Source organism: Pantoea sp. sgz302252, from assembly GCF_047713085.1.
GTDB lineage: Bacteria > Pseudomonadota > Gammaproteobacteria > Enterobacterales > Enterobacteriaceae > Scandinavium.
Genome location: NZ_JBLFJW010000003.1, coordinates 117,463 through 138,222, shown reverse-complemented (window position 1 = coordinate 138,222; position 20,760 = coordinate 117,463). Strand labels below are relative to the sequence as shown.

General features: G+C 42.8%; 15 protein-coding genes and 1 pseudogene. 9 read left to right on the top strand and 7 right to left on the bottom strand.

The genetic code is table 11. The features are described 5' to 3' along the window. Nucleotides 1–44 precede the first annotated feature (44 nt). Nucleotides 45–1,022: a GTP-binding protein gene (locus tag ACLW56_RS03790; RefSeq protein WP_330982490.1), complete on the bottom strand. Its 978-nt coding sequence runs from the start codon at nucleotides 1,020–1,022 to the stop codon at nucleotides 45–47. Nucleotides 1,023–1,154: 132 nt separating this feature from the next. Continuing rightward, on the bottom strand, nucleotides 1,155–2,621 hold the full coding sequence (locus ACLW56_RS03785) for a fructuronate reductase (protein ID WP_330982489.1): 1,467 nt from the start codon (nucleotides 2,619–2,621) through the stop codon (nucleotides 1,155–1,157). Nucleotides 2,622–2,827: 206 nt separating this feature from the next. Between ACLW56_RS03785 and uxuA the strand changes: the two genes are divergently transcribed. Next, complete coding sequence (gene uxuA / locus ACLW56_RS03780) at nucleotides 2,828–4,018, top strand: mannonate dehydratase (protein ID WP_330982488.1); 1,191 nt, start codon at nucleotides 2,828–2,830, stop codon at nucleotides 4,016–4,018. A 144-nt stretch (nucleotides 4,019–4,162) separates the two neighbouring features. Here the strand turns inward: uxuA and yeiP are convergent, their stop codons facing one another. After that, nucleotides 4,163–4,735 (bottom strand): elongation factor P-like protein YeiP, encoded by a 573-nt coding sequence (gene yeiP / locus ACLW56_RS03775; protein ID WP_330982487.1) that lies wholly within the window; start codon nucleotides 4,733–4,735, stop codon nucleotides 4,163–4,165. 134 nt (nucleotides 4,736–4,869) lie between these two features. Between yeiP and ACLW56_RS03770 the strand changes: the two are divergent. The 4 genes and pseudogenes from ACLW56_RS03770 to ACLW56_RS03755 all read left to right on the top strand — a co-directional run. Next, nucleotides 4,870–4,956 (top strand): annotated as a pseudogene (locus ACLW56_RS03770) (YkgJ family cysteine cluster protein); the annotation flags it as partial. A gap of 108 nt (nucleotides 4,957–5,064) precedes the next feature. After that, the gene (locus ACLW56_RS03765) at nucleotides 5,065–5,319 is read left to right on the top strand and encodes a YkgJ family cysteine cluster protein (protein WP_415377526.1); all 255 of its coding nucleotides are present in this window, start codon (nucleotides 5,065–5,067) and stop codon (nucleotides 5,317–5,319) included. A gap of 183 nt (nucleotides 5,320–5,502) precedes the next feature. Beyond that, a complete protein-coding gene (locus tag ACLW56_RS03760) occupies nucleotides 5,503–6,189 on the top strand; it encodes a YagK/YfjJ domain-containing protein (protein WP_330982486.1) in 687 nt (228 codons plus the stop codon). Between the two features lie 309 nt (nucleotides 6,190–6,498). Continuing rightward, nucleotides 6,499–7,659 carry an HNH endonuclease signature motif containing protein gene (locus tag ACLW56_RS03755; RefSeq protein ID WP_330982485.1) on the top strand — a complete coding sequence of 387 codons (1,161 nt, stop codon included), beginning with the start codon at nucleotides 6,499–6,501 and terminating at the stop codon, nucleotides 7,657–7,659. Nucleotides 7,660–7,723: 64 nt separating this feature from the next. On the opposite strand, the gene ACLW56_RS03750 is transcribed toward ACLW56_RS03755, so the two are convergent. Next, nucleotides 7,724–8,656 (bottom strand): toll/interleukin-1 receptor domain-containing protein, encoded by a 933-nt coding sequence (locus ACLW56_RS03750; RefSeq protein ID WP_330982484.1) that lies wholly within the window; start codon nucleotides 8,654–8,656, stop codon nucleotides 7,724–7,726. A gap of 160 nt (nucleotides 8,657–8,816) precedes the next feature. Beyond that, nucleotides 8,817–9,404 carry a recombinase family protein gene (locus ACLW56_RS03745; protein WP_330982483.1) on the bottom strand — a complete coding sequence of 196 codons (588 nt, stop codon included), beginning with the start codon at nucleotides 9,402–9,404 and terminating at the stop codon, nucleotides 8,817–8,819. Between the two features lie 330 nt (nucleotides 9,405–9,734). On the opposite strand from ACLW56_RS03745, the gene ACLW56_RS03740 reads away from it, so the two are divergent. The 3 genes from ACLW56_RS03740 to ACLW56_RS03730 are packed head-to-tail and all read left to right on the top strand — an operon-like array spanning nucleotide 9,735 to nucleotide 15,711. Next, nucleotides 9,735–10,943, top strand: coding sequence for a DNA cytosine methyltransferase (locus tag ACLW56_RS03740; RefSeq protein WP_330982482.1), 1,209 nt, complete (start codon nucleotides 9,735–9,737; stop codon nucleotides 10,941–10,943). Beyond that, a complete protein-coding gene (locus tag ACLW56_RS03735) occupies nucleotides 10,943–13,909 on the top strand; it encodes an ATP-binding protein (RefSeq protein ID WP_330982481.1) in 2,967 nt (988 codons plus the stop codon). The genes ACLW56_RS03740 and ACLW56_RS03735 overlap by 1 nt, the downstream gene beginning before the upstream one ends. After that, nucleotides 13,906–15,711, top strand: coding sequence for a response regulator receiver domain (locus tag ACLW56_RS03730; RefSeq protein ID WP_330982480.1), 1,806 nt, complete (start codon nucleotides 13,906–13,908; stop codon nucleotides 15,709–15,711). Before ACLW56_RS03735 ends, ACLW56_RS03730 begins: the two co-directional genes overlap by 4 nt. A 622-nt stretch (nucleotides 15,712–16,333) precedes the next feature. Here the strand turns inward: ACLW56_RS03730 and ACLW56_RS03725 are convergent. Both ACLW56_RS03725 and ACLW56_RS03720 read right to left on the bottom strand, forming a co-directional pair. Beyond that, nucleotides 16,334–17,167, bottom strand: a complete 834-nt coding sequence (locus ACLW56_RS03725) for a lysozyme inhibitor LprI family protein (RefSeq protein ID WP_330982479.1) — start codon at nucleotides 17,165–17,167, stop codon at nucleotides 16,334–16,336. 270 nt (nucleotides 17,168–17,437) lie between these two features. Continuing rightward, a complete protein-coding gene (locus ACLW56_RS03720) occupies nucleotides 17,438–19,381 on the bottom strand; it encodes a recombinase family protein (RefSeq protein ID WP_330982478.1) in 1,944 nt (647 codons plus the stop codon). A 165-nt stretch (nucleotides 19,382–19,546) separates the two neighbouring features. On the opposite strand from ACLW56_RS03720, the gene ACLW56_RS03715 reads away from it, so the two are divergent. Further along, entirely contained in the window at nucleotides 19,547–20,470 is a 924-nt protein-coding gene (locus tag ACLW56_RS03715; RefSeq protein ID WP_330982477.1) for a hypothetical protein, read from the top strand. The last annotated feature ends 290 nt before the right edge of the window (nucleotides 20,471–20,760 follow it).

The window sequence follows — 20,760 nt, the reverse complement described above, 5'->3', positions numbered from 1 at the left end:
AGCACAATCTTTAAGGCAAAAAACAACGTCGGACCATACAGACGTTAACTTAAACGAAGCTTCAACAAGGCGGACTGCAGGCTGTTCCAGTCCGTTTCTGTATCGTTAATCAGTTCGATGCGGCTGTCCGGTGGCGCAACGGCCTGGGTTTCAATTCGCAGATCTGCGCCCTGACGGTTGATCCTCACCAGACCTTCTGGGATCCGAAGCACGCCTTTCACTCTTGACACGGAGGCCAGACGGGCCCATTCCAGTATGCCGATGGTATCGAAGACGGTATCAGCATCAAAAATCCAGCCGCAGGCTTGATGACCCTGACCGCTATTGATACTGCGACGCCAGCGTTGATGCTCAGGCAGGGATAACGCTGCCAGCCCTTTATTGGATGCGTGGCTGTGCGAATGCTCAGCGCTTTCCGGGAGCTGAGCCAGATTACGACGTGGCAAATCGAGCAACGAAACGTCAATAGCACCCTGAGTCGCCTCAACGAACTGGCGCTCACCGCCAAATTTGTCCCACCAGGTATTGAAGGCTAACTGGCTTTCAGGCGTTGCCCGGTCACTTTTATTGGCCACGATGATATCTGCCGCCGCGAGCTGATCGCGGAAGTTTTCATTGTTCACCACTTTCTCATCCAGCAACTGGCGAGGGTCGAGCACGCAAAGCGTGGCGCGCAATTCAATCCACGGTTCATACACTGGTGCGGTCAGAATATCGAGGATCTGCTTTGGATGACCGAGCCCCGTCGGTTCAATCAACAGACGATCGGGCTTGGCCTGGCGCAGCAACGTATTGAGCCCAACTTGCATGGGTAAACCGTTGACACAGCACATGCAGCCGCCAGGGATCTCTTTGAGCTGCGCGCCGCTGTCGGCCAGCAAAGCGCCGTCGATCCCGACTTCGCCGAACTCATTCACCAGCACCGCCCATTTTTCATCGGCAGGTTTGGTGGCCAGTAAATGAAGGATCGAGGTTGTTTTACCGCTGCCAAGAAAACCGGTAATCAGGTTAGTTATGGTCACGTGAGCTCCAGGTTGCCTGACGGTGTCAGTGTAATACTGTAACAAGAACCCGTTATCCTGGCGAAAAACGACGGAAAAGAGAAGGGAATGCGCGGACAGAAGGGGATTCTGTCCGCTAAAAAGCAGGAACTGTTAAATCTTGAGGGTATTCTTCACCGCCTGACGAGCACCTTGCTGAACAAGTCGCTGCCAGGCTTGCTGAATTTCGTTCACAAATCGGGTGTTCTGCGGCAGGTCCTGGCCAAAAATTTCGCTCAGCGTGAGCAGGGCGGTGACGCGGTCGTCTTCGCTGCTGGTGGCGACAATAGCTTTGATCTTATCCGCAAGCGGATCGCGAACATCAATGGCTTGCCCGTTTTCATCGGTGCCGCTGACGTAACGCATCCAGCCCGCTACGCCCAGGGCAAGCAGCGGCCACTGGCTTTCGCGTTCCAGATGCACACGAATGCCTTCCAGCATGCGCTGTGGCAGTTTTTGACTGCCGTCCATCGCAATTTGCCAGGTGCGGTGTTTCAACGCTGGGTTAGTGAAGCGTGTGATGAGGCTGTCGGCATAGGCCTGTAAGTCAACGCCCGTAATGCGTAAGGTTGGCGCTTGTTCCTGTATCATCAACTGCAAGGCTGCAACGTGGAAATCCTCGTCTTGCATGCAGTCGCTGATGTGGTCGTAGCCCGCCAGATAGCCAAGCCAGGCGAGGAACGAATGGCTGCCGTTCAGCATCCGCAGTTTCATCTGTTCCCAGGGAAGAACGTCACTCACCATCTGTGCGCCAGCCAGTTCCCACTCAGGACGGCCTGCGACAAAGTTATCTTCAACGACCCATTGAATGAACGGTTCACTGCTGATAGCGCAGGGATCTTCAACCCCCAGCGTCGCCGTGATTTCAGCCAGCGATTCTTCCGTTGCGGCCGGAACGATTCGGTCGACCATGGTGCCCGGAAAACTGACGTGTTCAGCAATCCACTCGGCGAGTTCAGGCGAACGCTTCTGTGCCATGCCCAGCACGGCATTTTTCACCACATGGCCGTTGTCAGGAATGTTGTCGCAAGACAGAACCGTAAACGGAGCCAACCCGCGTTCGCGGCGGCGATGCAACGCTTCCACCAGAATGCCAGGGGCAGAGTGGGGTTCTGCAGGATTTTCCAGATCGTGGACGATCCGCGGTTGTGTCACATCCAGACGGCCCGTTGCCGGATCGATGCAATACCCTTTTTCGGTGATCGTCAGGGAAACAATCGCCACCTGCGGCTCACAAAATTTTTCGATGATCGCCGCCAGTGAGTCGAGTTTTGCATTGAGGCACTCATGCACCGCGCCAATCACAATGGGCTGATTGCCGTCCGCCCCTTTTTCCAGCACGGTATAAAGATGATCCTGAGCGCGAAGCTGGCTCATCAGCACATCGCCGCTGAACAGGCTGATTTCGCATAATCCCCAGTCGCCACCTTTCGCGTTAAGCACCCGGTCGGTCAGTAACGCCTGATGCGCACGATGAAATGCCCCAAACCCGAAATGCACAATTCGCGAACGGAGCTGCTGACGGTCATACTGAGGCAACTGTACGTTGTCAGGGAGCGTCGAGGTGGCAATCGTCTTCATTATATAAACACCTGCTTAACCATTAATTAACAACGAGCAGTGTAAAGTTATATGACAGCAAATTGAATTGGTGTGCCGTATTTATCCGGGGAATGTGAGCTGGATCAATCAATGTCAGGCCGAAAATTGACCCTGTGAAAGAAACATGTATGGTAGTCGTCATCGAAGTGACCAATATTGGTATGACAACTTAAGAGGGTGAAACAATGGAACAAACCTGGCGTTGGTATGGACCGAATGATCCGGTTTCTCTTGATGATGTGCGCCAGGCTGGCGCCACCGGTGTTGTGACGGCACTGCACCATATTCCGAACGGTCAGGTCTGGCCGGTCGACGAGATTCAGGCTCGCAAGGCATTACTGGCCGAAAAAGGGCTGACCTGGTCGGTAGTCGAAAGCATTCCGGTACACGAAGACATCAAAACCCAGTCTGGTGAGTGCAAAACCTGGATTGCGAACTATCAGCAGAGCATCCGTAATCTGGCTGCCTGTGGCATTGATACCGTGTGCTACAACTTCATGCCGATTCTGGACTGGACGCGTACTGACCTCGAATACACGCTGCCAGATGGCTCAAAAGCGCTGCGTTTCGACCAGATTGCCTTTGCCGCCTTTGAAATCCATATCCTCAAACGCCCTGGCGCGGAAGCTGATTACAGTGCTGAAGAGCAGAAGCAGGCGCAGGATTACTTCACCAGGATGAGCGCGGCAGAAATCGAAAAGCTGACCCGCAACATCATTGCTGGCCTGCCTGGCGCGGAAGAGGGCTACACCCTCGACCAGTTCCGTCAGCGTCTGGCGGAATATGACCACATCAGCAAAGACACGCTGCGTGAAAACATGGCTGTCTTCCTTCGCGCAATTGTCCCGGTTGCTGAAGAAGTGGGCGTGCGCCTGGCTGTGCACCCGGACGATCCACCGCGTCCAATACTCGGCCTGCCACGTATTGTTTCAACCATTGAAGATATGCAGTGGCTGAAGGAGACCGTCGACAGCATCAATAACGGTTTCACCATGTGTACCGGTTCGTACGGTGTGCGTGCAGATAATGACCTGGTGAAAATGATTGAGACCTTTGGCGATCGCATTCACTTCACTCACCTGCGTGCCACCTGCCGCGAAGAGAATCCGAAGACGTTCCACGAAGGCTCTCACCTGAACGGTGACGTGAACATGGTTGCGGTGGTTGATGCCATTCTGTCTGAAGAGTCTCGCCGTAAGAAAGCAGGCGATCTGCGCCCGATTCCTTTCCGTCCGGACCACGGCCATCAGATGCTGGACGACTTGAAGAAGAAAACCAACCCGGGTTATTCGGCGATTGGCCGCCTGAAAGGCATGGCTGAAGTGCGCGGCGTTGAGCTGGCGCTCAAGATGACCAAATACCCTGAACTGCTGTAACGGACACTGCCGGATGGCGGCTAATGCCTTATCCGGCCTGCAACACGTTTGGTGGTTTAAACCGTAGGCCTGCTAAGCGTAGCGCCAGCAGGCAATAAAAAAGGGCAACTCAAATGAGTTGCCCTTTTTCCGTTTCAGCATCGATCAGTCTGCGCGACCCATATAGCGTTTTTCTTCGATATGGATGCGGATTTTCTCGCCAGCGCTGAGATATTCCGGAACCTGAACGACCAGGCCGGTCGTCAGTGTCGCAGGTTTGTTGCGGGCACTTGCTGACGCGCCTTTAATGCCCGGAGCCGTTTCTACAATTTCCAGATCAACGGTCTGTGGCAGTTCGAGCGCCAGCAGCTGGCCGTCCCACAGCAGAACCTGCATATCCGGCATACCGCCTTCAGGAATAAAGAGCAGCTCTTCTTCAATCTGATCTTTGGTGAAGGTGTACGGCGTGTAATCTTCTTTATCCATGAAAACGTATTCGTTTCCATCGATGTAAGAAAAATCCACGAAACGACGGTTGAGGCTTACGGTGTCCACGATGTCGTCGCCTTTAAAGCGTTCTTCCACTTTCAGGCCGGTACGCACGTCGGCGAAGCGCATTTTGTACAGGGTCGCTGCACCACGGGCGCTCGGGGACTGGATATCGATGTCTTTCACAATCAGCAATTTGCCGTTGTAATTCAGCACCATACCTTTTTTGATTTCATTCGCTCTTGGCATTGCAATAATCCTGTTTCAAAAGAGTCAAAAATATCGCGTCAAAGTACTCGTGCCGGGGCTTTCAGGCAAGTGGAATTCGCCGGATTTGTGAAAAGGTGATAAGGTGCGGTTCCCGCTAAATGAGAGACTCAATGATGGATTGCCGACCGGACTGTGGCGCCTGCTGTACCGCGCCTTCGATTTCCAGCCCGATCCCGGGAATGCCTGAGGGCAAGCCTAATAGTCAATTACTCATAGTATGAAGTTAAAGGGTCTGAAGCAGGCTAACGGCAACAATGATCTGCTGTGAAAGTCATGGGAAATTTAAAGGTCGAATCAGGGGGATTCTAATGCAGTGTCGTATTGATTGCGGTGCATGTTGCATCGCTCCTTCTATATCAAGTCCTATTCCTGGGATGCCGCAGGGCAAGCCAGCTAATGTCAGGTGTGTCCAGTTATCGGAAGATAATTTATGCAATATCTTCGGATCGACTTTGCGTCCTAAAGTATGCGGTAACCTACAGCCTTCACCTGATATGTGCCATACCAACCGCGAAGAGGCAATAGCTTACCTGATACACCTTGAAAGGCAGACCTCGCCTTAAAAAATTGTTGCCATAAATAATTTCATGGTGTATAGTTATAAAGATTTGTTGCGGAAACTTTTCGGAGTTGCCGTCGGCGAACTTACACCTCGTTTGTTCTAGTAGCGGTGCGGCTTCGCTTCGCGCGTTCCCTTGCTCGCTGTTACTGGTAAATATTAATATCTATTACGTGGTGTTCGTTGTATGTCTTCCGGTCTCTCTTTATTCCCTATTCAAAAAATAACCAATCATCGTGATGATGGGCGTTATCGCCTCATTCATACCTCCGAGTATGTTTTCAACGGTCTTGTATACCGTTTGAACTATGATCCTTCGAAGAAGGGTCAGCATCCGATCAGAAAAGAAATAATCGATGCGTTCATTATGCAGCTACATGCGATGCAATCGCACTACAGCAAGATTTTTGCCTTCCGATTCGACTTGTCAGTACCGGAGGGGATGCCTGTCTCGGAAAGCAATGTTCTAGTGAGTAACCTTTTTGAACGTTTAAGAGGGCGCTTTAAAAAGAAGGCCTGGAACGGACAGCCAATTAAAAAGTTTGCTTATGGTTGGGTTCGAGAAAAGGAAGAGGCCATACAGGCTCATTACCACTGCTGGATTGCGTTACCTCACTTCCAGGTTCAAACCGCAGGCTTTGGTAAAACTGGTATGATTGGGTTAATAAGTGAACTTTGGGACGAATTGACTGATGATATCAGTCGAGTGCATTTACCTAATGGTCGATACAGTATCCCAAGGGATGACCACAATGCTCTTGTTGACTTTGTTGAACGCATATCGTATCTCGCGAAAAACAGCGGTAAATTTTCTTCGGGGGAAGGGCAGAGGATTTTTTCAACATCTAAGCTCAGAATGAACCCGATCAATTAACAGTGGATGGAATCGTTCGTGTAATCATTTTAGCGGAGTTTTACATGTTGGTTTGTACCCTACCACTCACAAGGTCAAGAAAATCGCTTAGAAACGCTCTGGTGGCGTTTTAAGTTATGTCTTTAAGCTTACCGAATGTGAAGTTATGACATTAACCGGAATGATTGCTGTATGAGAGGCAAATGATGGCTCTGGCATCACTGTATCTCCCAAAACTAGCATACTTTGATTATCATCTCTTTGTTTTAGAAAGTTTAGTAAAGCGATAACATAACTTCCTCTTCCAGACAAAATGTGGGGTTGGGTATAATGGTGGTTACTCATAATAAAACTGAAAAGGCTTTGCTAGCTAGAGGGGTTCAATCAGATCTCGCACGTGATTTAACCCGTGCTGGACATACAATCGCTTCGCTAAAATCAAAAAGTATCGAAGAGTTATGCTCTTTTGGGTTACCCGAAACCATAGCTAAAGATATTCGCTCTGGTCGAACACCAATTCCAGAAACAGTTTTAGCAAAATTACTCTTTGATAATAAATGGATATGCTGCGTTTGTCGTTCGCAAACTGAACCCGTCGTTGTACACCACATTGTACCTTGGGCTAAAAGCCGCTCTCATGATGCTGAAAATTTGATTGTACTATGCCCGAATGATCATGCAAAAGCTCATACGAAAGGTGATTTGAACCAGAATTTTTCACCAGAGAGACTTCGGAGTTTAAAAAAGCAATGGGAAGATAAAGTAAAGGTTGACGATTCAATCGTAATCCGCCGTGCAGCACAAACTGTGGGTGAGTCTTGGCATTATTTTAATCTGCTGCGGCTATGTGAAATTGCAACTGATACAGCGGTTGATTTTAAACAGCTAAAGACCTATAAGAATGCATTTCGTGCAGGTGTTTTGGATGCTAATGGCGGGTTAATACCCGAAAAGTCTGATAGCATGTATGCATATTCTGGTGTTCATTCAATACTAAGATATTCATATGCTAAAGAGTTTTTTCTGAAAATTTTGAATGAGTTATCTGTAACAAACATATCCGACAGGTTTGATAAGTGTGATCTTGGTTATACAGTTATCAGGAACGATATAATATATATTGAAGGTGCATTTAATTTTAAACAGCTAAATGTAATTGTAAAAGGCCCAGATCAATTAGTTCAAGGTACTCGTTCCGCGAATTCTATCAAGATTGTCTTTACGTTTGACCGTTGGTACGCTACTTCCTGTTCTTCCCATTCACTATGGCTGACTGGACGTCAGGTTGCAGGATGCTTTTGTAAGGTCACCGATATTGCTCGGGAAGAAGGTAAAATTATAATAAAATGTTCTGTTTTAGCAATATGTTCTGGATTGCCTGGGCAGCGTAGTCGTTCATATATGTCAGCTTCGACTCCTATTAACAAACATACATGGGGAGATGAAGATGATAGTCTAACATTATCCAATGGTTGGGGTTTTGAAGATTAAGGGTCATATAAGGATTAATTGGCAATAATCCTTATATATACGTTGTAATCGAATATTACATCATTTAAAACGGTATATCGTCCCATTCCGCTTCTTGTTTGATCTTGCCTACTACCAGTTTTTGTATCCCAAATTTCCCTAACATTGAATTCAGCATGGTCAAGAAATCCTTAGACTCCGTGAGGTGGTTATTATCTGTGACTTGCTGTTTAAGATTTTCAAGTATATCTAATGGTACACTGTCGAGAGATTTTAAAATATTAACTTTATCGATGGCCTCATCAGGGGTGGTTGCATTGGAAATAGAACCTGAAAGTGCTACAAGCAGTTTGCTTTTAGTTTTAGGAGATCTTAATAGTGTTTCAAATATAGCCTCAGCGACTTCTCCAATTTTCTTGCCTTGCGCTTGAATTCCTTGGTATTTACCGATGAACCCGTATGGATCAAGCCCTTTACGTATTGGGATAACTAAGATATCGCGACCGATTGCAACACCAACTTCTTGATCGCACCATTTACTTTCCTGAAAGCCTGGCATGAGGATTGCCGCCAAAGCATCCATTGTATTAAGGCCTGTTTCAATTTCATTTTGCCATTCTTTCGTTGGCTCGATATCCTCATGGGCCACGAAGCTTGATATTGCATATTTCCGTAATGCGGTTTGGAGGTGAGATGTTTGAATTTTAAACGATGCGAGATGGCTAAGAAATAATTTAAAATGCCCAGGTTTCCAGAAGCCTGCTTCGACCTCTCTCTCGGTTTTAAAATTATGTGGAATATCAAGAAGGCCTAACTCATCAGCTATAATAAAAAGTTTGTCCTCTTCTACCTTAGCAAGCATGTCTTTAGCATAGGATCTTTTGCTATTGTGCGGATAGTTATCCTGTGTAGGGACACCGTGACCTTTGAAGTAGGTATCGATATCAGAAAATGTCATCTGTGACTGTAGCTCTGTGCCTATACTATCCAACAGTTTTATTTTTTGTAATCCATTCATTTCGTTGATCTCTTCGTTTCGATACACTTCAATTTAAATTTAGTCTTACCTTGACGCAATAGAAATCATCGTTGCATCGTTAAGAACGAGACATCCGATGAAATTATATTAGAGATTGGCGTATATCGATGCACCAGATGGTCGAGCCAAGCAATACCATCTATTTCCCTTCTTTGAGGTTGAGGTTCCAGTTACGCTTAATGGTCGGCAGACTCAACCCAAGTTCAGCGGCAGCTTTAGATTGACTCAGGCCTTTCTCCTTGGCTTCCTGTACACGCTTACGCGTCTCTGTTGCCACAGGGCGGCCCAACTTCTTACCCTCTTTCTTCGCTCGTTCAAGTCCTTCTTTGGTGCGTTCTGTAATACGAGACTTTTCGAACTCCGCAAACGCTGCAAACATTTGCAACATTAATTTCCCTTCTGCGCTAGCTAGGTTATGTGTTGGCAGGTCCCGCGATACAACATCAATTTTCTTTTCCATCAGCATCGCGATAGTTTGCTGTACATCGATGTTGTCACGGCCCAAGCGGTCCAGTTTGAGCACAATCAGCCGATCACCAGACTCCAGCTTATGATTCACCATATCTGCAAAAGCCTTACGTTTCATCGCCTTTACACCACCTGAGACGACTTCTGACACAACACGGCTATCAAGTACATCAAAACCAGCTTGCCGGATCGCCAGGATTTGATTGTCAGTTGTCTGTTCGCTGGTAGAAACACGGCAGTATGCAAAAGTACGCCCCATTACATTCTCCAAAGGTATCAATAAACGGTATCATTATATTGGCGGGGTATCATTAAATCAATATGGTATTTTGTTGATACCGTAATTGATATATGAATGAGGGGGTCATAAAACGGTCGATTGCTGATACCAGCCGTAGAACCATCTACATGCTATTGATAGTTAGGTTGAACTAGGTATGTGGCCCAGATAAAAGCAGTTCTTACAAAGCGATAACCCATAAGTGCACAATGGCTTATGAAAATGTTTCACACAAGTTGGAGGGGTAGGACAAGGGGGATATGCTGCGTATAATACTGGGAATTGAACATAGAATCTGAGTAACTAAAATTGAAAGCTATTGATTTATTTGCTGGCGCGGGGGGATTTTCTCTTGCAGCACACAGAACTGGTATTGATGTTCAGGCTGCAATCGAGCTAGACAAGCTGGCCTCAGAAACCTATTACATGAACTTAGTAGAAAGTAATGAATCTCAAACTCAGGTTTTTTCTCAAGATATCAATGATGTAGATATTGATTCTCTAATGAGATTCCAGGGCATAAAGGCTGGAGAACTAGATCTGATACTAGGAGGTCCTCCTTGCCAAGGATTTTCGACACATCGGATCAATGATGCTGGCAAAGATGATCCGCGAAACGCATTGTTGCTTCGTTACTTTGATTTCGTAGAAAAGTTCAGGCCGAAGGTTTTTCTTGTTGAAAACGTTCCTGGCCTGCTCTGGCCTCGTCATGCTGAGTATCTGACTCAATTTTTTTCATTAACACACGAACATGGCTATCGGGTCATAGGTGAGAAACCTTTCATACTGAATGCAAGAGATTACGGCGTACCACAAAACAGGAAGCGAGCATTTATACTGGCTGTGAGGGCGGATATAGATGCTAGTGGCTTTGTCTGGCCCCCAGAACCGACCCATACCAAATGTGGTCCACAAGAATGGGTTACATCTTCTTGCGTGTTCGAACGTCCACCTGAGTCGATTTTAATTGAATTCAAAGAACGTTTAGTTGAAAAGTTCAATTTGTCTAGAGAATTGGCAGAATGCCGTATAAAGCAATTGCGATGGGGTTCACCGATTCTAAAAGATGATCCATGTAATGTTCATATGGAACACTCGGCTGAATTGCAGTTGTTGTTCAAAAATACACCTTTGCTGGGCGATAGAACCGAATCGGGAAGGCAACTTGCCTGCCATCAAAACTATAGTGGTCATTTGGATGTATATGGTCGGATTTATCCACATCTGCCTTCGAACACAATAACCACTGGTTGCAACAACCCCTCGAAGGGGAGGTTTGTCCATCCTTGGTTGCATCATGGTATTACGCTAAGACATGCAGCCCGTCTACAAACATTTCCTGATGACTATATTTTTCATGGGGGAACTATGGCAGTTGCTAAACAAATAGGTAATGCAGTTCCAATAAAGTTAGGCGAAGCATTGCTTAAATCTATTATCAAGTTGCTGTCAGTACAGCGGATTGAAGATGATTCAGATGAATGTGGAAATATTGATTTTGATAAGGAATGCATTTGATGACTGATCATGTCACGTTTCAAACTAGAGCAAGGACTATTGACCACTTAGGGCGAGAACAGATCGCCGATTGCCCCACTGCAATTTCAGAATTGTGGAAGAATGCTTATGATGCTTATGCACGTGATGTTGCTCTTCACATATTTGATGGTGAACTCAATGTTTCAGCCATTGTAGACAATGGTCATGGAATGAACCGAAATGAGTTCGAGTCGAAATGGCTTGTCGTTGGTACTGAGTCTAAAACGAATGGATTTAATATCCCTGAAGATGATCGTGATGGCTTGCCGGAACGGCCTAAACAAGGTCAAAAAGGAATTGGGCGTTTATCTTCCGCTGCTATTGGTCCATTGTTACTTTTGATATCTAAAAGGAAAAATAGCGATTATGTAGCAGCCCTTATAGATTGGCGTTTATTCGAAAATCCATTTTTATTCTTAAGTGATGTCCAAATACCGGTTAGAGATTTTAGCAGCAAGCATGAACTTAGTGAAATCCTTCCTCTCTTGTTTGATCAGATGATGGGGAATGTGTGGGGAAACTCTAATGATCTTGAGCGAACAAAAAGAATTACCGCGGCATGGGATTCATTTAGCCGCCAAGAGAAGGAAGATGGGCTTGACATTACGACGCAAAAGAAAATAGAACAAACCCTTATTCAAGATGTTTTTAGAGAGAAGCATTTTTGTACGTGGCCTGTATGGACTGGCGAGTCTTTGCATGGAACAGCAATGTTTATAGCAGATGTGCAATACGATTTGTACATACAACTTTCAAACACTGCTCTCGACCAAACTGACGATGCAGAGAGAAGTACACGCGAGCGTTTTTTCCAAACACTTTCGAATTTCACTGACCCATTTTCTAGAGATGGCGAACCACTAATTAACGATTTTAACTATAGTGTAACTGGCTGGGTTAACGGTTTGCCGAAAGTAATTATTGGGGAAAATCGCGAATTCGATTTAAGTAGTTTAGAAGACATAGAGCATATTATTGAAGGGAATGTTGATAATGAGGGCTATTTCAAAGGGCGAGTAAAAGTTTTTGGAGAGTGGATTGAAGATTATGTAATCAAACCAAAGCAAGTATATAAAACTCGAAAAGATAGTGCGTTTGGACCATTTCATATACGTATTGGTGCATTTGAATTAAATATTAATAGCACATCGCTTAATGACTCACAACATGCACATTTCCTTGAACAGTCAGAAAGATATTCTGGATTCAGAGTGTATCGGGATGGTTTGCGAGTAATGCCTTATGGGCGTGCTGATAGTGATTATTTTTCAATAGAAGAGCGTCGATCAAAAAATGCTGGTAGATATTTTTGGTCAGGGCGGCGCATGTTTGGACGTATTGCAATTACGCGTCATGATAACCCTAACTTAAAAGATAAAGCTGGTCGAGAAGGATTTATTGAAAATAGAGCATCTAAGATCTTCCGTGAGATTGTGCAGAAAATATTGATTGATTCTGCTGATAAGCATTTTGGGAGCGGATCTAAAGGTAGACAGGATGCTTTAGATGATATCAGGGAGAAGAAAAATGTACAAAAAGCTATAGAGGATCGCAACAAGCTTCTGTCCAAAGAAAGAAAAAGAATACGCTCTGCTATAAAAAACAACGCAGATTCATTGCACAACTTGGCAACAACAATTGCTGATTTTAATAAGAACTTGGAAAGCAGAATTAATCTCAATTCCATTGATGACTTGCAAGCTCTAAAGAACGCTGTTGATGAGTTTGCTGAACGGATTCAAGATTTTTCTTTAAGTCCAATACCTACCAATCTAGGCCGGTTAGAGGATGATTATCGTTCTTACAGAAAAGAAGAACTTCAATGCAGAGAAATGATAAAAGGGCTTACATACGTAATCAACCGAGCAATTGAAGAGTCAACTGACAAGAGTGATTACGAGAAAGCTAGCGAGGTTTATCGAAGCAAGCTGGCTAGCATTAATAATGCCATAACAAAATATGCCTCTCGAGGCAAAGAAATGCTTGTGAAGCAACAAAGCGAGTTCGAGGAACTGGTTAAGGTTTGTCGTGAGCAATACAAGGGGGCTATGGAGGATAGCCTTGAAGATCTAAACCTTCAAAAAGTATCGCTTGCATATGTACTTGAGAAGTTGGATACAGAGCATCAAAGGATTGAGATTGAAAATGCGCAGAAACTTTCACCATATATAACTGCCTTAGAACGAATAAATGAGCAGATAGATCTGGAAGGTTTGGCAATACACAGCATGAATGAGTCTGTAAAGTATCAAGAGGAGATTGCTAGACTTCATTCTTTAGCTCAACTTGGCATTACTGTAGAAATCATTGGTCATGAGCTCGATGGGCTTGACCAAGAACTCACACATGCATTGAAAATGATGAGTAATACAGATCTTACTAATGTACAAAGAAAAAATTTAGATTTGGCACTTACATATCATGGGTCCTTAATAGATAAATTAAAGTTTCTTTCACCACTGAAACTATCTGGTAAGAAAGAAATTCAACGGATTACAGGCCATAGCATAAGCGAGTATATACGTAGCTATTTCTGTAAATATTTTGAAAATGGCGACGTAATCTTTAAATGTACTCCTGAATTCAATGATTTTTCCATTATGGAATTACAGTCACGTATTTATCCCGTTTTCATAAACTTAATAAATAATTCAATTTATTGGGTGCAAAGGCAAAACAAGGATACTAAAGAAATACTTCTATCTTTCAAGGATGGCGAAGTGGTAGTAAGTGATAACGGCCCCGGAGTAGATGAGGATGATATAGATAGTCTGTTTACACTTTTCTTTACTCGTAAGCAACGAGGAGGGCGAGGAGTTGGCCTGTATCTCTGTAAGCAGAACCTCATGGCTGGTGGGCATAGTATACGTTATGAAACTAGAGATAATTTTAAAACTCTTTGTGGTGCAAATTTCGCTCTTACTTTTAGAGGATTGATAAAATGACTGATATGGCAATAACTTATTCTTCTTTAATAGAAGAGGCATTTATTAACACTATTAGAAATGTCACAGTCATTGATGATGAGTATCCAACGCTTTTATCATTAATTGAACGGCAATATGCGAATGCTGGCGAAAATGCAGGTGCAGGTGCAGGTGCAGAAATTGATGTCAATGTGGATAGGTTAAAGAAAATCATTAACATGTGCCACTCCACGTATCAATGGGGGGTTGATGTCTTTAATGGGCATTCTCCTAATATTGGTGTAGACAACAATGTCCCACCGCATATACATCATAGTGATTTAATTATACTAGATTACCATCTTGATGGTGATACTGCTGTTGATGATGGAACCAGAGCGCGAGAGATCATTAAATCGCTTGATCAAAACAATCACTACAATCTGATCTTAGTTCATACAAAAGGCTATGCTGGAGATATAAAAAATGTATTTTCTGAAATACTTTCAAGCCTGATTGTATTAGATTCTGATAGCGGTTTTATCTCATCAGAGGATACGAATACTCGAATGGAGAATTGGCTCTTTGATAATAATGATGGAGTAGATTTTCCATGGATCGACGGTTCGGTTGATTTTCTTTCCATACTAAGAGATTACACATCAAAAAGTAATGACGAGCTTGCAGATATAAATAATGACCAACATATTATGTATGGTTTTTTAGCGCAGATAAATGACATATCTAGAGCAACAGGTATAGAGGTTGACGAGCTACTCAAATGGAAGTTCTATGATCTACTAAAAGAAGCTGATGTGAAGTTTCAAAAACAGGTTAGTTCAGACTTGGTATGGGACTGGGATGAAGAAACTAATTTTATAAGCACAGGGAAGACATTCATATCGGTAATAAGAAAAAGCTCCGAGGATCCTGCTGAGGAGTTAATAGATTCATTACACGCGGCTTTAGTTAAAAGAAATGCTTCACCAATGCATCTACTTATGGCTAAAATGCGTTATGAGTTAGATGAAAGAGGTATCGAGCAGGCTTGTAATATAATAAACAACCGACCAGCTCAAGCTGGATGGCTTTTTAATCTATTGGAACAAGCCGACAATGATACAGCTCATGATAAAGCTATTAATCTACATTGGGAGCAGCTAGCGACAGCATCTCGTTTAGAGCTACGAGATTTTTCTAAAAGGCTTATTAAAGCTGCTGGCTGCACTACATCTTTAGATAATAGGGATTTTGTTAAAAGTTTTTTTAGTGAATGCATGGCAGATAAAGATAAGACCTTAGGGCTTTTAAACGCATATAGTTGCTCCATGTCAGTAAATAACAATCACTTAAGAACTGGCACAATATTGAAAATTGGAGATGATAAATGGGTTTGTGTTACACCTGCGTGTGATATGGTTCCCGGACAAAGGGTGAAACAGTGGCAATCACGCATAGGTGATACCTATTTAGCCTTTAAAGCTGTTAAATTAGAATCTGTTGCAATTAGGGATGCTAATAAAAATGCGAACCGCAATGACTATCTTTTTTTGAATGAAAGTGGCACTCCTGTAGCATACTCGCTAGGGAAAGATAATATTGTCTGGGATACTTTTTTTGCAACTAAACAAGGCTATTATAAAGATGGGCAATCAATTACTCTTTATGCTGCAAGAGAGGAAGTAAAAGAAGCTCGTAAGACGTTGGTAATGAAAGATGTAGAGGCTATTGCAATTGCTGAATTACGATATGAATATGCATTAAACATTTTGCATAAATTTGGCGCATCTCAAACTCGAGTGGGGCTTGACTTTCAGGATATCAGAAGCATGTGGGCCTGATTTATTCTAATAGATAGAAGTGCTGGCATTACGTTGGCACTTCTGTTTTTAATCGACAGAACTTCCTTTGATGCTGGACCTTGGCAGTATGTAGAATATCGAAGATATTGGTGCTTGTGATAACTGATCTGTTGGTGTCATATTAGCATTTTACGTAAGCTTTATTTCATGAGCTTTAGGTTGGCAAGGGGGGCAAACAAATCCTTAGAAGATATAAAAATCACAGAGCATCTCTACGATAATATTTTATATTATAAAGAGGGCTTTCATCTGAAAATGTTTTTATTCTTATTGAATCTCTATCTTCGTAATATACTCGTCATTCCGGTATATCTTTAGGTTATTTGGCGGAGACTTCACCACGTTGCGGATCTCATGCATAACACCTTTCGATAAAATATCGCAACTTTCCATATACATAACCTTACGACTATCAATGTCTGGTATGTCAAGGAAGAGGCTACTAACCCACGAATCAGGTATTTCTATTCGATGTATCACTTGCATGTATTCAACGATGAAAGTATCTGTCAGGTGAAATCGTTCAACTTTGTATTTCCCTCTATAGATATTATTTAGTGAAGGGGGTAAGTAAGTATTCTTTGATATCACGCACAACTCGTTACTTAGCATCTTTGTTTTCAACCTTAAGTTCAATAATACGCTTGTTGGTCATATCAATTAAGCATTGAGTATCTTGATTGCAATTAGCTTGTTTTTTGATCCATTCTCGTTGTGATGGTAGTAATACTTTACGTTTTTGAGATGGTAGGGTTTTCCATGTGTCATTTAGTCTTTTATCCGTAATACGATATTCTTCTTCAATGTTAACTGGAGTTGTGAGCTCATTACGATTATTTTTGGAATATGATTTATTAGCACATGCTCTTTCCCAGCCCTGGGATGCTTTTGTGGCTACATCCTCTATAAACATTTCGCGAAGTGTTAATCCTTTGAGTTTTGCGCCTTCATCCATCATAAGACGATATTCGTAAGGGATATCCCGCAATTGTTTATCAATATCGATATTGGGATCATTTGATTCCTTTATATATGCCTTTATTTCATCTTTTGTCGGTGCACCTTGTTGGCACGTTTCGCTTTCATTTCTAAGCATTTTTTTTGTGAGTTTACGTGAAGATGTAATCGTTTTGGATGAACACTTTTCCCTGATTCTGGTTTTAATACTGATGGATTGTTCATCAATCATCATGCGAGCCATCGCAGGGTTATTTTGATACATAGGCAGTGCTAAAGGCCCATTCAGCAGTATGAGCCTTATGTCATCTGAAGACGGCCCTCCACCAACGCAAAGCTTGCTTGTTGGGAGTTCCAAAAGCTGATCTACAGTATCAATGCCTTGAAAGTGGTTACGGTTATCAGATGCCACTGTAGAAGTACTTGTAATTAATGCTGCGTATAACACTGTGACTTTTATAAGTTTTTTATGGTTCATGTGCGAAGCTTTCCTTGCGCAATCGAATTACAGAGACTTTCCAGAAGGCTTAAAGCGGTGACTTTGAAGCAAAATCTGGCAGTGAAATCATGATTTTATATTGATCTGTAAAATCTATCAATAAATGCAGATTGATCTATAAAAGCGATCGATTGTTGCGGGGCAAGACTGAAGATTGACTAGTCAATCTTCAGAGAAGCGGTAAAAGAGGCTGTTAAATCTTTTGAGTGAGCTACGTTCGAAATGGTTTGCTTAAGACTTGTTCAGGGCTTAAGTTGAACTGGACTTTTCGGCGACTTCAAATTTATCTATATCTTCCAGCGAGTTAATTTCATGTACAACACCATCGACGGTTACGGTAGCTTTGCCGTCCCCATTACTCATTAATACATGTGTTGCAACTGTGTCCTCTGTCTGCTGATGTAGATCATCCTCGAGCTCAGTTATAAATGTTGGATTGAGTTTGCTGAACTCATGATTTTCCTTGACTTGTAGGGCAAATCCTATGGGATCGATTAGCTCATCAATGAAGGAGTGAAGAACCAGCCCTTGCATCTTGAGTATTTCATCGTTTTTGATCGTTGCACGATCGACATACGTGGTGCCGGGTGAACGGTTACGGTTAAATTTGATCACTATTCTTTGCTTTTTATCGTCGGCAAATATGACTAAAAAATGACCATATCGATCATTTATGTCATAGCAATCGATGCGCTTGATCGCTTGCTTTACCCTCAAACGGATTCTCTTACGGTCAGGATTTTTCGTATCGTGCACATCGAACTGTTTAAATTGCTCCCATCCAGAGATTTGGGTTTCTGATCTGCTAATCTTGTACCGTTTGAACTCATTTTCTAGCTGCACTTTAATCTTTTTATGATCGTTTATCTGCTCTGCTAGGGCATCAATATCATCTGTCAAAATTGCTAATTTAAGCAGCTTCTCAATTCCCTCTGACTCTTTCGCAATCTCTGATTCGTACCAGGCAGTTTTATCTTCTAGGTGGTTGGTCCAAACATGATCGGCGATAAGTTGCAAAACTGCATGTTCAAGCTGATATGACGTGAATCCTTTCTTGCCACATGGTTTACCCTGAACAATCTTTGAACCACATATATAACGGTACTTGTTCTTACTTGAACCCGACTTGAACATGAATGAACCACAATTCCCGCAAAAGAGTATACCGAGCCCTGAGAGTAATGGGATTTCTGGTTCAGGATTTCCTTCAGGATGATTGAATGAACTGCGAGTGACTGCCCGGTGATGGTCTAACTGTGAAAGCGTTAGATAATCAATTTCTGACATCAGAGCAGGGTAGTAGTCTGGGATCGTGTATGTTTCTTTGAGAGGTTCATCTGTATCAGAATCGTAAATGACCGCACCTGATTCATCGCGTTTATCCAGAGTGAAAACCTTTTGCCCGTGAACGGTAGGGTTCAAGAATGTTCTAACTAAGTGTTTGCCCCATTTCTCAGTTTTAGGTGGTTGTACGTTGCCTTCTTGGTTTTTATAAACTCGTTTTCTAGGTGCTGGGTAATGTTCGTTAAGATACCGCTGGATTCCCAGCAACGTTTCGCCGCTCTGTTTCAATTCGATTATTTTTTGTGCTGTATTGAAGTAAATAGGGTGCGGCTCAACGTTCCCTGATTTAGTATCAACCCACCAGACATTCTGCCCCACTGATTCTATTGCTTTTGCTGGTGTTCCCGCGTCTCTTGTCAGGTTGTGCCGTATCAGCGAACGGGCTTGGGCTTCAACCCGATTCTTTTTTGTCAACGATTCGTCGTGGGCGCGTGTGAACATCAACAATGAAATGATTAAATCGGTTGGATTATTCTTTACGTCCGCGTACTTATAGACCTTTTCATCCATGCCAGTAACAACAACTATCCCCTTGCTGAGTATGCTCTTGAATATATCCAAGGCGGTCCAGGCATCATCACGGCTAATGCGGTCAAGATTTTCGACTACTAGCCACGAACCAACGGGAATTTTAACCCCAATCTGCTTGATGAACTCCGATAGCTTCCCTTCATGAGCATTTTTTCCTTTGAACGCGGACATGCCAAGATCGTGGAAAGCCGTCGTATCAAGTTCGAGATTATAACGGGCCGCAATTTTTAGAGCGGTATCTTGCTGACGCTCCAGGGAGTTACCTTCCCGTTGTTTCACAGATGAAAAACGCACGTACGAATACAGCTTTGGCTTCATTAGTGGTTTTACCTCCGTTAATATAAATAGGATAAACTAAGAAGATTGTGGTACGGAGAAAGATGTGAATTGTGAACAAATAGTGTACATGATTTGTCACTGATTACTACTATTTTTTGCATGAAAGTGGTAGGTTATCATATGATAAATAAAGTGAGAAATGTAATGTCGATCGAATTTGACCCTTATAGTTTAGTTGTTTCTATAAACAATCTTAATGCTACTTTAAAAGAGGTTGATTATTTTAAAGATTATATTTTGCCTATGATTAGCCTGGTTGTAAGTGGAGTATTTGGATACATAATCGCCATTCGCGGGTATAAATGGCAAGAATGTGTTCAGAATGAAAGAATTAAGGTTGATACAATTAATAAAACGATAATGATGTTTCAGGATATGCAAAATAATCTTGTTGCAATCAAAAGTACATATTCTGATGGCCTGAGTCATCACCCGCTTCAGAGGGCAGGTTATATGCCTTTTATCATATGTGATGAAACAGTTATGTATTGTGAATCAGAACGATTGGTTCAGGTTGGATTAAGTGATACCACTAGCAGCAAAGCCTGGAAGTTGTTTCATAAAAATAATAAGTGCAATATTAAATCTACGCCCTGGCTTCAAGCTACTACAATTTTTACAGTTGTTTCTAATTACAATCATCTGATTGTACTCTTAAAAACCAGAAATCAGTTAGACCTTGATGTTAAGTCAATGCTATCGGAAAAGTATGGTAGTGAATATGGTATGGGAATGACTGAAGATAAATTATTTAAGGCATTAGGTAGGTCGTTATTTGTGAAGTATTTCGATGCAACTGAATTATTGATATTGCAAGTGGATAATATGATTATTAGCATTAATGATTTTCTTTCTCATTATCCTAATGAAGTGTCTTTAAAAGTTAATAAAAAGTATCTCTCCAACTATAAAGTAATTGTAAACTACATAAACGAAACTGCCCCCTATATATCTATGCTTAAAAGAACGCCAGCCCTAGATATAGATGTTATGTGTTCCTTAGTAAGGATGGATACTGTTGAAGCAATGCAAAAATATAGGGATTATGCAACTGTACAAACAAATTAATCAGTAAGATAAAGGTGAGTTTCTAGTATTGCATCAGATTGATTAGCAGAAGGGTGTCTGGTTTGTGGAATAGTGCAGTCATTTTTGAAAAGTCTGTTTGTTTTTTTTTACGTGCATCTACACAATATTTTCATACATGCCATGGGTTTGTCTGAATAATAATTATTAGGATATAGGCTCGTACATTTCTTCGTGCAACAAATTTAAGGCCGCATTTCATATGCTGCTGTATTTTTGCAAGCACTTCGCCCAGCCACAACATCAGGATGATTGCTCAATTTATAGGACCT

Coding starts and splice junctions, on each gene's coding strand:
- ACLW56_RS03760 (WP_330982486.1), top strand. CDS start 5,503: ATGTCTTCCGGTCTCTCTTTATTCCCTATTCAAAAAATAACCAATCAT.
- uxuA (WP_330982488.1), top strand. CDS start 2,828: ATGGAACAAACCTGGCGTTGGTATGGACCGAATGATCCGGTTTCTCTT.
- ACLW56_RS03750 (WP_330982484.1), bottom strand. CDS start 8,656: ATGAATGGATTACAAAAAATAAAACTGTTGGATAGTATAGGCACAGAG.
- ACLW56_RS03765 (WP_415377526.1), top strand. CDS start 5,065: ATGCAGTGTCGTATTGATTGCGGTGCATGTTGCATCGCTCCTTCTATA.
- yeiP (WP_330982487.1), bottom strand. CDS start 4,735: ATGCCAAGAGCGAATGAAATCAAAAAAGGTATGGTGCTGAATTACAAC.
- ACLW56_RS03730 (WP_330982480.1), top strand. CDS start 13,906: ATGACTGATATGGCAATAACTTATTCTTCTTTAATAGAAGAGGCATTT.
- ACLW56_RS03735 (WP_330982481.1), top strand. CDS start 10,943: ATGACTGATCATGTCACGTTTCAAACTAGAGCAAGGACTATTGACCAC.
- ACLW56_RS03745 (WP_330982483.1), bottom strand. CDS start 9,404: ATGGGGCGTACTTTTGCATACTGCCGTGTTTCTACCAGCGAACAGACA.
- ACLW56_RS03720 (WP_330982478.1), bottom strand. CDS start 19,381: ATGAAGCCAAAGCTGTATTCGTACGTGCGTTTTTCATCTGTGAAACAA.
- ACLW56_RS03755 (WP_330982485.1), top strand. CDS start 6,499: ATGGTGGTTACTCATAATAAAACTGAAAAGGCTTTGCTAGCTAGAGGG.
- ACLW56_RS03785 (WP_330982489.1), bottom strand. CDS start 2,621: ATGAAGACGATTGCCACCTCGACGCTCCCTGACAACGTACAGTTGCCT.
- ACLW56_RS03715 (WP_330982477.1), top strand. CDS start 19,547: ATGTCGATCGAATTTGACCCTTATAGTTTAGTTGTTTCTATAAACAAT.
- ACLW56_RS03725 (WP_330982479.1), bottom strand. CDS start 17,167: ATGAACCATAAAAAACTTATAAAAGTCACAGTGTTATACGCAGCATTA.